Origin of the sequence: Streptomyces sp. NRRL B-3229 (assembly GCF_000719505.1) — a bacterium.
GTDB classification, from domain to species: Bacteria; Actinomycetota; Actinomycetes; order Streptomycetales; family Streptomycetaceae; genus Streptomyces; species Streptomyces griseorubiginosus.
The window spans coordinates 1-13205 of sequence record NZ_JOGP01000009.1 but is presented as its reverse complement, the minus strand read 5'-3'; the positions used below and the strand labels follow the sequence as shown (position 1 = coordinate 13205).

Genomic DNA, 13205 nt, shown 5'->3' with positions numbered 1-13205 from the left:
TGGCGGGGCTTGGTTCAAGTTTGAAGCAAACCTACACTGGTGGCATGACGACCCGCTGGCTCAGCCCCGACGAACAGCGAGCCTGGCGTGCCTACATCGCCGCCTCGCTCCTCCTGGAGGACACCATCGACCGGCAGCTCCAGCAGGAGGCCGGCATGCCCCACCTGTACTACTCCATCCTCGCCAACCTCTCCGAGACCCCGGAGCGGCGGCTGCGGATGACCGATCTCGCCGAGGGGCTGAAGATCACCCGGCCCCGGCTGACGTACGCGGTCGCCCGGCTGGAGAAGGACGGGCTCGTGCGGCGCGAGAGCTGCCAGTGGGACAAGCGCGGCAGTGTCGCGGTGCTGACCGACGAGGGTATGGCAGTGCTGGAGCGGGCCGCGCCGGGCCATGTGGAGACGGTTCGCGCCGCGCTCATCGACCGGCTCACCCCGGAGCAGGTGCGGCAGTTGGAGGAGATCTTCACCAGCGTGACCGAGGGGCTCCTGGGGGAGGAGGGTGCCTCCGGGGAGATGCCGTGGCGGCGCCGGTCGTCCCCGTCGTGCTCGTGAGGGCCGAGCGCTGAGGGCCAAGTGCTGAGCGCCGCTGTCCGCGTGTGATGCGTGCCATAAATCCGTTGCTTCAAATTTAAAGCATGGGGTAGGGTCTCGATCAGTAGATCTGCTTCAAATCTGAAGCAGATATGCCTACGGACCGGAGTACCCGCATGACCGACCTGCCCGCCGCCACCCAGCGCTCCCGCGTCCGCGTCCCGCTGCGCTTCGGTGACGGCTACCGCGTGGACGCCGAACTCGTCACCTTCCACGGCCTGGCCGACGGACAGGAGCACCTCGCCGTCGTCCTCGGGAACCCCGCCCCCGGTGCCGTGCCGCTGGTGCGCCTGCACTCCGAGTGCCTGACCGGGGACGTCTTCGGCTCCGCCCGCTGCGACTGCGGGCCCCAGCTGCGCGAGGCGGTCGAGCGGATAGCCGAGCGCGGCGGTGTGCTGCTCTACCTCCGCCAGGAGGGCCGCGGTATCGGTCTCTACAACAAGCTCGACGCGTACGCCCTTCAGGACCAGGGTCTCGACACCTACGCGGCGAACACCGCGCTGGGCCTGCCCGAGGACGCCCGGGACTACACGGCGGCCGCGCAGATGCTGACCGCCCTCGGGATCGACGAGGTCGATCTGCTCTCCAACAACCCGGACAAGGCGGGCCAGTTGAGGGACCTGGGGATCGCCGTCCACGACCGTGTCCCCACCGGGGTGTTCACCACCGCGCACAACGTCCGCTACCTGCGCGCGAAGGTCCTCCAGACCCAGCACACGCTGCCGCTCGGGGAGTTGACGGAGCTCGGGGTCGGCTGAGCGGGCGAGCGTCTGCCGCTGGAGCCGTGCCGGGTGCGGGGTTCGGTGACGACGACCTCCCGTCACGCGTGTACGCGGACTCCCAGGTCGTCCCGCCGGATCTCCAGCACCTGGCGGTACGGCAACACCCGCCACGCCCCGACCGGTTGGGGCACCCCGCTCGACGCGACGACCACCCGGTCGCCCTCCGCCCGGTACCGCAGCCGGAAGAAGTCGGGCCCGCGCCGCCGGCTCACCTCGGAGTCCGGGTCCTCGTCGGCGTACGCGTACAGCGCCTCCTCCGTCAGCAGCAGGCAGTTCAGGCTCGCGAAGGACGCGCGGGCCCGGATGTCCTCGGCGGCCCGCGCGAGCGCGTCGACCGGGTCCTGGTCCCGCAGCAGCGTCAGCACCCGCAGGAAGAACCGCTCGGAGTCGGTGCTCCCGCCCGCCGCCGCGAGGAGACCGGGGTTGATGAGCTCGTCGAGGGCGCCGTACGGCGAGAAGAAGCCGTTGTGGGCGAAGGCGAGGCCGTCCGCGATGAACGGATGGGTGTCGCCCGGCACGACCGGCAGCCCGGGGCTCGCCATCCGCAGATGCAGTACGGCGGCGTCGGCACGCGTCCCGGCGAGGGCGTGCTCCCACAGCCAGTCCCCGGCGGCCGATGTGATCCCCCTGACCACCCGTGGCCTGCCCCCGCCCGCCCCGGGCCAGGCGGCGATCCCCCACCCGTCACCGTGCTCCCGGCTCAACTCCGTGAAGGGAAGAGCCAGTTCACCGAGGGCGGCGGTGAGCGGAAGAGGTGCGCGGGTGACCACGCCCAGGAGACGGCACATGGGCGTGACAGTACTAAGAGGGCTGGTTCCAGCCATCCAGCGGCGTGAAAGGGCAGGTCACAGGCGCTGGGCGGTAATGCGTGCGGGAGTCGCTCCCGGATGGCGTATGCTGGTTTCACCGACGCGGGGTGGAGCAGCTCGGTAGCTCGCTGGGCTCATAACCCAGAGGTCGCAGGTTCAAATCCTGTCCCCGCTACTCACGGCTCAGGGCCGGAGTCCAGTCATTGGGCTCCGGCCCTGAGTGTTTCCCGGGGCGCGCTCATGACCTGGCCTGAGCGATGCGGTCAACTCGCCCGTTTTTCACCGGTCATGGGCCGTAAGTCCTGCGGGATTTCGTTAATGATCAAGCGGAACGGCTTGGAATCGGACCCCCGGGTCTATTAACGTTCGATAACGCAGCGCGGTCGTCCCAGCCGTCACAAGAGACGGCTCCGTGCTCACGCGCCGAATTCCGCAAGGGAACCGGGGAACCACCACCTTGGGGTGAATCGCTCGTAGTCCGCCGTGGCCACACGGCGGGTATACGCGCGTAGGAGACCTTCCTGCTCCGAACCCGTCAGCTAACCCGGTAGGCGAGAAGGAAGGAAAGGAGCGCGCCCACGTGGCGTCCAACCCGCCTGCCCCCGAGGCCCCGTCCGTACCCCGCAGCACTCTCGTGTACGGCGGCTACCGCGCCGACGACGAGGCCCCCCTCGGCGAGTGGAACCCGACCGCGGACTCCTTCGCCCCCGTGCGAGGCCGGCACCGCGTGGCCAAGCAGCGCGGCGGCGGATTCGCCCGCAGCTCCACCGTTCTCGGCGTCGGTGTCATAGCCGCTGTCAGCGCCGGCGGCATGGCCAGCGCCAACACCGGCAAGCCGCCGGTCTCCATCTCGATGCCCGACCTGCCGAACGTCGGCTCGCTCATCTCGGACGACTCCGACTCCGGCGCCGCCGACACGAGCGCCTTCAGCAGCGTCGGCACCGCCACCGTCGATACCGCCAAGGGCACCTCGGACGCCGGTGAGGCGCTGCGCTCGCGCATCCTCGCCCAGGCCGAGACGCAGCAGGACCAGCTCGACACCAAGGCCGCCCAGGCCGTCGCGGAAGCCGCCCAGAAGGAGGCCGACGCGGCCGCCGCCAAGGCGGAGAAGGAAGCCCAGCAGCAGGCCGCCGCCGCGAAGAAGAAGGCGGAGGAGGCGGCCGCGAAGAAGGCCGAGGTCGCGCGTCTGGCCGAGCTCGCCAAGCAGTACACGCTGCCGACCTCGTCGTACACCATCACGGGGACCTTCGGTCAGGCCGGTTCGCTGTGGTCCTCCGGCTACCACACGGGCCTCGACTTCGCCGCCCCCACGGGCACCCTCATCAAGGCGATCCACAGCGGCACCGTCACGGAGGCCGGCTGGGCCGGTTCCTACGGCTACCGCACGATCCTCACCCTCGACGACGGCACCGAGCTGTGGTTCTGCCACCAGTCCTCGATCAGCGTCAGCGTGGGCCAGAAGGTCGGCACCGGTGACGTCATCGGCCGCGTGGGCGCCACCGGCAACGTGACGGGCGCGCACCTGCACCTGGAGGTCCACCCGGGCGGCGCGGCGACCGGCATCGACCCGATGGCGTGGCTCCAGGGCAAGGGGCTCAACCCCTGAGACTCCCTGAGGCTCTCTGAGGTTCGGAGGGGCTAATTCCGCTTGTTTGCGAGGATTTTGCGGCCGTGGCGGAAGATCCTCGTCGGGCGGGGGCGTTGACGTATCACATGACTTCTCTCCGCAAGCTCGGCTCCTCCGACCTCGAGGTCTTCCCGCTCGCCCTCGGCGGCAACGTCTTCGGCTGGACCGCCGACGAGGCCACGTCCTTCGCCGTCCTCGACGCGTACACCGCCGCGGGCGGCAACTTCGTCGACACGGCCGACTCGTACTCCTCGTGGGTGGACGGTAACTCCGGCGGCGAGTCCGAGACGATCATCGGCAAGTGGCTGGCCGCCCGCGGCAACCGCGACGACGTCGTCATCGCCACGAAGGTCAGCCAGCACCCCGACTTCAAGGGGCTGACCGCCGCCAACATCAAGGCCGCCGCCGACGCCTCCCTGAAGCGCCTCGGCACCGACCGCATCGACCTCTACTACACCCACTTCGACAAGACCGAGGTGCCGGTCGAGGAGATCATCGGCGCGCTGGACGAACTGGTGAAGGCGGGCAAGGTGCGCGCGATCGGCGCGTCCAACATCTCCGCCGCGCGGCTCTCGGAGTCCCTCGCCTTCTCCGACCGCGAGGGCCTGGCGCGCTATGTCGCCCTCCAGCCCCACTACAACCTGGTCTCACGCGACACGTACGAGGGCGAACTCCAGGCCGTCGCGTCCCGGGCGGGCCTCGCCGCCGTGCCGTACTACGCCCTCGCGTCCGGCTTCCTCACGGGCAAGTACCGCCCCGGCACGACGGTGGAGGGGGCGCGGGCGGCGGGAGCCGGCAAGCACCTCGACACCGACCGCGGCCGGAAGGTCCTCGCCGCCCTCGACGACATCGCCGAGTCCCACGCGGCCCCGGTCGCCACGATCGCCCTCGCCTGGCTCGCCGCCCAGCCGACGGTCACGGCCCCCATCGCCTCCGCCCGCACGGTGGAGCAGCTCCCGGCGCTGCTGGGGGTGGCGGACGTGACCCTGACGGAGGAGGAGCTGGGGCGTTTGACGGAGGCGTCGGCGTAAGGGGACGCGTCCGATCGAACCCGTCGGGCAGGGGACGGGCCGGTTCGACCCCGTCGGGCAGGGGGAGGGCCGGTTGGACCCCGTCGGCCTTCGGCGCAGGCCTCGCAGTCTCGCAGCGCTCGCAGCCCTTGCAGTCCTAGGTCCGATACGGGTTGTACGCGGGATACGGCGTCGGCTGGACCGGCTGGGACTGGACCGGCTGTGCCGGCTGATGCTGGACCGGCAGCGCAGGGTGGCCCGGCTGGGGCGGGTAGCCGTACACCCCGTACACGCCATACCCCCCGTACCCCGGCCAGGGCGGCGCGGCCACCGGCGGGGCCGTCACCCGGGCCGCGTGGTCGAGGGCCGGCCGGGCCACCTCCCGGCGCCGCCACAGCTCCTGGAGCAGTTCCCGCTCCCGTACGACGAAGTCCGCGTTCGCCCGGCCGAGCCGCCCCCGCCGCCGTAGGAAAGCGAGCGAGGTCGCGTACGCCTCGTACTGCGCGACCGCCCGCCCCGCGGGCCGCCCGCCGAACTGCCGGCGCGCGTACTCCCGAGCCACCCGCCGTGCCCGCATCGAGCCGAGTGCGTACGGCTCGGCCGGTGTCAGCCAGCCGGTGGCGGCGTAGGCGGGGAGCTCCTCGCGGACGGTCTTCAGCTCCCGCTGCCGTGTCCAGATCACCAGCCAGGTCAGCAGCGCGAACGCCGGCACCATGAACATCGCGTACACCGCGAAGAAGCCGTACTCCCCGAACGTCGACGAGCCGTTCCACGTCGCGTGCATGCCCATCGCGAGCAGCAGTCCGGACAGCGGGAAGAGCACCCGACGGATGTGCTGGCGTTCCGCCGAGAGCGCGGAGATGCCGAAGCCGATGCCGGTGAGGACGGTGAACAGGGGGTGCGCGAACGGTGACATCACCACGCGCACGAAGAAGGTCGCGGCGGTGACGGAGGCGATGCCGCGGTCGCCGGTGAGCTGGTCGGTGCCGAAGGCGGTGCCGAGGTAGAGGATGTTCTCGGTGAACGCGAACCCGGTCGCGGTGATCCCCGCTATCACCACCCCGTCCACGATCCCGGTGAAGTCCCGTCTGCGGAACAGGAACACGAGCAGTACGGCGGCCGCCTTCGCCGACTCCTCGACGATCGGCGCTATCACCGTCGCGCCGAGGGTGTCCGCGCCGGAGGGGTCCGCGGTCGCCGTTGCTATCCACTTCGTGGCGAAGCTGTTGGCGATGATCGCTATCAGCGCGGCCGCGCAGGCGCCCCAGGCGAACGCGAACAGCAGATTGCGCCAAGGGCCCGGCTCGACCCGGTCGAGCCAGCGGAACGCGGCTATGAGCAGCGGTACCGGCAGGACGGCGAGCCCCAGACCGACCAGGAAGCCCTCGCTGCCGGTCTGTTGACGCACCAGCGCGAGGATGACGAGCCCGGACAGCGCGAGAAGCGTGATCAGGGCGCCGTAGCGCACCCACTTCCGCTGCCACCAGTGCGCATGCCGCAGCGGGGCACCACCGGTGGGCTCACCGGAGTACGTCGGATACGGGGGAATGGTGGCCACGGCATCGACCTTAACGAGACGGAGGCACCGCCCGCAGCCGGGCTGGAACCTAGGCGCCGGAGGGGGACTGGTCGGTTCGGTCGCCGTGCTGTACGCGGCGGAACAGCAGGTCGTTCACGACATGTCCCTTCTCCAGTCCCTGGCCCTCGAAACGGGTCAGCGGCCGGAAGTCGGGACGCGGCGCGAATCCGCCGTCGGGCTGGGTGTTCTCGAAGTCGGGGTGCGAGGTGAGCACGTCCAGCATCTGTTCGGCGTACGGCTCCCAGTCGGTCGCGCAGTGCAGCAGCGCGCCGGGCCGAAGCCGGGTCGCGGCAAGGTCCAGGAACTCCGGCTGGATCAGCCGCCGCTTGTGGTGCCGCTTCTTGGGCCAGGGGTCCGGGAAGTAGACGCGCAGCCCGGCGAGTGCGTCCTTGGCGAGCATCTCGCGCAGCAGGATGATCGCGTCGCCGTTGCCGACCCGGACGTTGGTCAGCTGCTGCTGTTCGGCGAGGCCGAGGAGATGGCCCTGGCCGGGGGTGTGCACGTCGACGGCGAGGATGTTGGTGGCGGGGTCCGCGGCGGCCATCCGCGCGGTGGCCTCGCCCATCCCGAAGCCGATCTCCAGCACGACGGGGTGGTCGTTGCCGAACATCTCGCCGAGGTCGAGGACGCGCCGCCCGTCGATGTCGAGCCCCCACGTGGGCCACAGCCGCTGCAACGCGTCGGCCTGTCCCGCGGTCACCCGGCTGCGCCGCGGCTGGAAACTCCGGATCCGCCGCTCGAAGTGCGACCCCGCGGGATCGGCACTGGGACCGTCGGGAAAGCGCGGCTCCCCCTTGACCCGGGTGTGCCGCACGGAGACACCGGGGGTGTGCGGGGTGGAGTCGCCGGAGTCGACGGCGTCGGGAGCGTTGAGGGAATCAGACACAGTGGGGCCGATTTTACGTGAACCCGGCCCAGCGGGGTCCGGGGCGGACCCCGGCCCGAACCGGTGCCCCTGCGCCGGCCCCCTCACACGCCCCGCAACGCCTCCAGAGCCCGCCGGGCCACCTCGCGCCCGATCGGCAGCGAGGCCGTCGCCGCCGGTGAGGGCGCGTTCAGCACATGCACCGCCCGGGCCCCCTCCCTGATCAGGAAGTCGTCCACCAGCGTGCCGTCCCGGAGCACCGCCTGGGCGCGCACGCCCGCGGGCGAGGGCACCAGATCGTCCGCGTTCGCCGCCGGCAGCAACCGCCGCACGGCCGTGGTGAAGGCCCGCCGGGACACCGATCTGTGCAGCTCACCGGTGCCGTACCGCCAGTGCCGCCGGGCTATCTGCCACGACCCCGGCCACGCCAGCGTCGCGCCGAGCTCCCGGGGCCGTACGACACCCCAGTCGTACCCCTCCCGGGCCAGTGCCGGCACCGCGTTGGGTCCGATGTGGACGCTTCCGTCGATCCCGCGGGTGAGATGCACGCCGAGGAACGGGAACGCCGGGTCCGGCACCGGATACACCAGCCCCCGCACCAGCTCGGGTCGCGCCAGCGTGTAGTACTCGCCTCGGAACGGCACGATCCGCATCTGCGGGTCGTCCCCGGTCAGCCGGGCGATCTCGTCGCAGTGCAGCCCGGCGCAGTTCACCAGCACCTTCCCGCGCACGACCTCACCGGTGCCGGTGAGCACGGCCACCCCGAGCTCGGGCCGCCGGTCGATGCGCCGCACCTCGGCGCCGTAGCGGATCTCCGCCCCGGACGCCTCGGCCAGCTGCCGCGCGACCCCGACGAAGTCGCAGATCCCGGTGGTGCCGACGTGTATGGCGGCCAGGCCCTCCACCTCGGGTTCGTACTCGGCGATCTGGGCGGCGCCCAGCTCCCGCACCGGGATGCCGTTCTCCCGGCCGCGCTGGACCAGGCCGTGCAGCCTCGGCAGCTCGTCGCGCTCCGTCGCCACGATCAGCTTGCCGGTCACGGCATGGGCGATGCCGTACTCGGCGCAGAACTTGACCATCTCGGCGGCCCCGCGCACGGCGTACCGGGCCTTGAGCGATCCCGGGCGGTAGTAGATCCCGCTGTGGATCACCCCGCTGTTGCGCCCGGTCTGATGCCGGGCGGGCCCGCTCTCCTTCTCCAGCACGGTGACCCGCGTCCCCGGCGCGGCCCGCGTGATCGCGTACGCCGTCGACAGTCCGACGATGCCCCCACCGATCACGAGCACGTCACAGTCGTAAGCGATCCCCGACGGCACCTGCACCACCTCCCACCTCGATAGTGCACTGCGCCACTGACAGTCGCTTCAAACGCGGGACGTGGTGCTGCTCTCCTTGACTTATGCGGGCGCCATCAGCAAGGGCCGGGCCCGCTCCCGCAGCTCCACCACCCGGGGCTCGTCGCCGTACGGCTCCAGTCGGTGCAGGAGATCCTTCACGTACTCGGTCGTGCGCGCCGAGGAGATCCGGCCGGCCACCTCCACCGCCCGCACGCCCTGCTCGCAGGCCGCGTCGAGATTGCCCGACTCCAGCTCCGCGACCGCCGAGACGACCAGCCGCAGCCCGTGCGAGCGCACGAACTCCTCCGTCGGCTTGGACAGCGCCTGCTCGGTGAACCGCCGCACCTGACGCGGCGCCTTCAGATCCCGGTAGCACTCGGCCGCGTCCGCGGCGAACCGGTCGTAGGAGTAGAACCCGAGCCAGGACGGATCGTTGTCCCCCTCCCGGGAGCGCTCCAGCCAGCCCTCGGCCGCCTTCAGCGCCGCCCCGGCCGCCGCCGCGTCCCCCGCACGCGCGTGTGCCCGCGCCTCGACGAGCCGGAAGAAGCTCATGGTGCGGGCGGTCGCGAGTCCGCGGTTGCGCTCCAGCGCGGCCTGCGCGAGATCGACGCCCTCGTCACCGAAGCCCCGGTAGGTCGCCTGCAACGACATCGACGCCAGCACATACCCGCCGAGCGGTACGTCGGCCGCCGCGCGGGCCAGCCGCAGCGCCTGGATGTAGTACCGCTGGGCCGCCTCCTGCTGACCGGTGTCGAAGGCCATCCAGCCCGCGAGCCGGGTGAGCTCGGCGGACGCCCCGAACAGCGCCCGGCCCACCTCGTCGGAGTACGAGCCGAGCAGCAGTGGTGCCGCCTCCACCCGTAAGCACTCCGGCACCATGGACGAACGCCAGTCGCCGCCTCCGTACTTGGAGTCCCAGCGCCTGGCGTCGTCGGCGGCCTCCCGCAGCTTCTGCACATCGCTGTGGCCGACTTTGAGCGGTGCGCCGGAGCCCTCGGAGTGGTTCGTCTCCCGCGCGACCGAACTGTCGGCCGGGGTTATCAGCCACCGTGAGGCGGGCGTTGCGTATGCGCTCACTGCGAACGAACCGGCGAGGGACTGCCAGATGCCGCCGGTGCCGGCCCGACGGCCCGCGAGGTCCAGTCGGTAGAGCTCGGTGGCCGACCTGACGGCCTGTCCGACGTCCCTGGGGAAGGCGAGGCCCACCTCGGGTGCGGGGTCCGCGTCCGCCAGGCCGATCTCGTGGAGCGGCACCGGGCGGCCGAGCTTCTGGCCGATGGCGGCCGCGATGAGGTGCGGCGCGGCGCCCTGCGGCACCATGCCCTTCGACACCCAGCGCGCCACCGACGTCTTGTCGTAGCGAAGAGTCAACCCGCGTTGGGCGCCAAGATCGTTGACGCGACGCGCGAGTCCTGCGTTGCTGATTCCCGCGAGGGCGAGAACGGCGCCGAGTTTTTCGTTCGGCCCGCGTTGCTCCCTGGACATGCGCCACCCCTCGACACAGACGGCTGCCGCGCTGGCATAACCACGCGGCATTCGTAAACCCAGCGTAGTTCGCCGCATCCCAAGCGTTAAGGGGCATTGTTCCGGATGGCGGGATTGTGGTCCGTACTGAAGTACGGGTCCGATACGCGCAGTTGCGACGTGCTCCGGCCGTGTGGCCGTGCGCCCGTGTGTGCGCTCTTCTCCGGCCATGGGTGGAGCGCTTCGATGGATGCTGCGTGGGTCGGCCCGCTGTACTGGATCCAGTGGGCTGGGGGACACCGCCGCCTACATCCCCGCGGGCGGCGGAACGGCCCGGGGGGCGAAGTGGCGCCTCCCGGGCTGCGCGCCTGTCGTGCGGCGCGCGGGCTGTGTACGGAGCGTGCGCGAGCCTGTCCTCATGGCGCCGATTTGGCTGAAAACCGACCCCCGTTCTCACGGGCGATCAGCCCTCCTACCATGGCAGTTGAGGGCGCGTTAGGTGTGATGGGGGAGCGTATCGGGGGCGCATTCACGTCGCGCACCACCTGCTCCGCGCGGGCCCCCGCAGGCGTACGCGGGTGGTCACGGGGGCGTGTTCCCCGTATGCCGAGCGGCTCCACCGCCCCTCCGTCAGGCGTCCTTCATGGCAGCATGGTGACCGGTTCGAGCGGTGCACTGGTTGTCCACAGCCTGTGGAGGCGTCGATGCGGTGGTTGGTGGGATGGAGCAGCACCGCCGCGGGTGTCTCCGAAATCGGTGCGGCGGGGGCGACCGGAAGCGACGGCGAGACCGTGCACCCGGTGGGGTCCCACCTCCTGTGGGGCGACCCGGACCCGCTGTGGGCGGTCGGCGACTGGCGGCCCGACGAGGTGCGCGTGGTGACGGTCGACGCGCAGACCCGGATCGCGGTCTTCGGTATCTGCGGAGCCTCCGACGAACAGCTGCGAGTGGGACTGCTCGCCGCGCGCGGAGGGGCCCTTCGGCATCTGACGGCCTGGCCGGGCGCGTACACCGCGGTGGTCCAGGCGGGCCGCCGGATCACCGTGTGCGGCGATCTGGCGGGCGCGCGGCCGGTGTTCCACACCCCCTGGGCCGGCGGCACGGCCTACGCGACCGCGGCCCTGCCCCTCGCCGATCTCATCGAGGCCAACCTCGACTTCGGGCACCTCGCCGCGCTGCTCGCCGCCCCCGACGTGCCGGCCGCGCTGCACGACTCCACCCCCTACGAGGGCGTACGGCGCATTCCGCCGGGACACGCGCTGATCCTGCGCAACGGCGCCCGCGAGATCGCCGGGTACGAGCCCGTCGCCTCCCTCGCCGTCGCCGCGCCCACCGCCGACGCGGACAGCGCGGTCGACGGCGTGCGGGACGCGCTCGTCGAGGCGGTGCGGGCCAGGCTGTCCGCGCCCCGGCACGTGCCCGACATCGACCCCGGTCCGGTGCCCGGCATGGGGCCCGCCGAACGGCGTGCCGCGCGCGGGATGCCGGCGCCGGGCATCGGGGCCGACCTGTCCGGGGGGCCCGCCTCCGGGACGCTGGCGCTGCTGGCCGCCGGGCTGCCCGGAAGGCCCGGGACCGTACTGGGACACGGCACGGGCGCCGGTGAGCGGCTGCTCGCGGTCACCTTCAACGACCTTGTCGTGGGCGGCCGGGAGGCCGAGGTGCAACGGGCGGGGACCCTCGCGGCCAATCCCCGGCTGCACCACGTGGTGGTGACGGGCGGCGAGGAGACCCTCCCGTACGCCGAGCTGGACGGGCCGCTGACGGACGAACCCGGGGCGACCCTGGTCACGGCCGCGCGGCACCGGGCCAGGCTGGCGGCGGGCAGCGCGGACCACTTCACGGGGTACGGGGCCCGCCAGGTGCTGGACGCCCATCCGGCGCGCCTGGCCGACCTGTTGATGGACCGCAAGCGGCGCCATCTGGTCCGGCCGGTGGCCGCGTTGGCGAAGGCGGACGGCTCCGTGTTCGTCCCCGCGCGCGTGTACGGCGCGGCGCGACGGCTGGCCCGTACGCCGTACCGGGTCGGTCTGGAGATGCTGGCCGACCGGCTCATGCACCAGCGTTTCGACGAGCCCGGGGGTGCGGTGGGGGCGTCCCTCGCCGCGCTCACCTGGGCGAGACCGGGGCCGGCGGCGCGGTGGCTGACGGGGGAGGCGCTCGCTGAAGTATCGGTTCGCCTCCAGGGGGCGACACAGCGCTCCGGGGTCGGTCCCGGTCAGCATCCCGGCGACTTCCGCGCGCGTGCGGCGCTCACGCGGCACGCTTCGGATCTGCGGGTCCTGGAGCAGGCCGCGGAGATCCGGTCGCAGCGGCTGCACGCGCCGTTCCTGGACAACCAGGTGGTGCGGGCCTGCCGGGCCCTTCCCGAGGCACTGCGGGTCCAGCCGGGGGCGCGGGCCGAGATCCTCCGTACGGTGCTGGAGGGGGCGGGGGTCTCCGACCTTCCCCCCGGTTGGGGTGCGCCCTCGCACGCCTCCTCGGCGGCGGCGACCCGGACGGGGTTGCGGGTGGCGGCGGACTCGCTGATGTCGCTGTTCGGGACGCCGTTGCTGGCCCAGGCGGGGTTGGTGGAGGCGCGGGTGGTGCGCAAGGCGCTGCGGGGGGCGGCGGAGGGCGAACCGCTGCCGCTGGACGGGCTGGCCGACCTGGTCTCGCTGGAGCTGTGGCTGGGGCGGCTGCTGGCCCGCCGGGGGACGTGCTGGACGGGGACGCCGGCGCGGGCTCGGGCGGTGCCGGGGGGGATTCGGGGGGCGCGTGGCGCGTTGGCCTCCGGCGGTTGAGCCGTTTTTGTCTGCGGGTTCGGTGGGGGTGGGCGTTTTTGCGCAGTTCCCCGCGCCCCTGAAATGCCTGCGGCGGCCCGTGCGGCTTCGGTGGGGGCGTGTGTAGCGCGTGCGGGTGGGTTGTGGGTCGGTGCCGGGGTGGGGGGTGTCCGTCCTCGGTCCGGCGCCTCGGTCCCTTGATCAGTGGCCCGGTTCCGGACGCCGGCCGCTGCGGGCGGACACCCCCACCCCGTCCCCTGCGCGCCGTACGCGGCCAACGGTTCGATGGGGCGGGCGCGCGCGGCTGACGGTCCCGTCGTGGCGCAGGTGGACTGCAACTCCCCAGGGGCGCGGGGAACTGCGCGACCAGCCACGAC

Annotated in this window: 10 protein-coding genes, 1 tRNA gene and 1 riboswitch; of the genes, 6 read left to right on the top strand and 5 right to left on the bottom strand. The window is 72.1% G+C overall.

Translation table 11 applies throughout. The annotated features are described in order from the left end of the window. Positions 1 to 44 precede the first annotated feature (44 nt). Both IF54_RS0116430 and IF54_RS0116425 read left to right on the top strand, forming a co-directional pair. Positions 45 to 554, top strand: coding sequence for a MarR family winged helix-turn-helix transcriptional regulator (locus tag IF54_RS0116430; RefSeq protein ID WP_030319161.1), 510 nt, complete (start codon positions 45 to 47; stop codon positions 552 to 554). 155 nt (positions 555 to 709) lie between these two features. Continuing rightward, positions 710 to 1351, top strand: a complete 642-nt coding sequence (locus IF54_RS0116425) for a GTP cyclohydrolase II (RefSeq protein WP_030319159.1) — start codon at positions 710 to 712, stop codon at positions 1349 to 1351. A 62-nt stretch (positions 1352 to 1413) separates the two neighbouring features. On the opposite strand, the gene IF54_RS0116420 is transcribed toward IF54_RS0116425, so the two are convergent. Beyond that, positions 1414 to 2163 (bottom strand): class II glutamine amidotransferase, encoded by a 750-nt coding sequence (locus tag IF54_RS0116420; protein WP_030319157.1) that lies wholly within the window; start codon positions 2161 to 2163, stop codon positions 1414 to 1416. A 122-nt stretch (positions 2164 to 2285) separates the two neighbouring features. Here IF54_RS0116420 and IF54_RS0116415 point away from each other — a divergent pair. The 3 genes from IF54_RS0116415 to IF54_RS0116405 all read left to right on the top strand — a co-directional run bounded on the left by IF54_RS0116415 (position 2286) and on the right by IF54_RS0116405 (position 4842). Beyond that, positions 2286 to 2359 (top strand) — tRNA-Met (locus IF54_RS0116415). A 236-nt stretch (positions 2360 to 2595) separates the two neighbouring features. Further along, a riboswitch (cyclic di-AMP (ydaO/yuaA leader) is annotated at positions 2596 to 2753 on the top strand. A gap of 11 nt (positions 2754 to 2764) precedes the next feature. Beyond that, positions 2765 to 3790, top strand: coding sequence for a M23 family metallopeptidase (locus tag IF54_RS0116410; RefSeq protein ID WP_030319154.1), 1026 nt, complete (start codon positions 2765 to 2767; stop codon positions 3788 to 3790). A gap of 107 nt (positions 3791 to 3897) precedes the next feature. Beyond that, a complete protein-coding gene (locus IF54_RS0116405) occupies positions 3898 to 4842 on the top strand; it encodes an aldo/keto reductase (protein ID WP_030319152.1) in 945 nt (314 codons plus the stop codon). A gap of 136 nt (positions 4843 to 4978) precedes the next feature. Here the strand turns inward: IF54_RS0116405 and IF54_RS0116400 are convergent, their stop codons facing one another. The 4 genes from IF54_RS0116400 to IF54_RS0116385 all read right to left on the bottom strand — a co-directional run bounded on the left by IF54_RS0116400 (position 4979) and on the right by IF54_RS0116385 (position 10087). Then, complete coding sequence (locus IF54_RS0116400) at positions 4979 to 6379, bottom strand: PrsW family intramembrane metalloprotease (protein ID WP_030319150.1); 1401 nt, start codon at positions 6377 to 6379, stop codon at positions 4979 to 4981. A gap of 49 nt (positions 6380 to 6428) precedes the next feature. Beyond that, positions 6429 to 7286, bottom strand: a complete 858-nt coding sequence (trmB, locus tag IF54_RS0116395) for a tRNA (guanosine(46)-N7)-methyltransferase TrmB (protein WP_030319148.1) — start codon at positions 7284 to 7286, stop codon at positions 6429 to 6431. 83 nt (positions 7287 to 7369) lie between these two features. Next, positions 7370 to 8590 (bottom strand): L-2-hydroxyglutarate oxidase, encoded by a 1221-nt coding sequence (lhgO, locus tag IF54_RS0116390; protein WP_030319146.1) that lies wholly within the window; start codon positions 8588 to 8590, stop codon positions 7370 to 7372. A gap of 72 nt (positions 8591 to 8662) precedes the next feature. Continuing rightward, a complete protein-coding gene (locus IF54_RS0116385; protein ID WP_030319143.1) occupies positions 8663 to 10087 on the bottom strand; it encodes a hypothetical protein in 1425 nt (474 codons plus the stop codon). Between the two features lie 683 nt (positions 10088 to 10770). Between IF54_RS0116385 and IF54_RS0116380 the strand changes: the two genes are divergently transcribed. Further along, entirely contained in the window at positions 10771 to 12849 is a 2079-nt protein-coding gene (locus IF54_RS0116380) for an asparagine synthase-related protein (RefSeq protein ID WP_030319141.1), read from the top strand. The last annotated feature ends 356 nt before the right edge of the window (positions 12850 to 13205 follow it).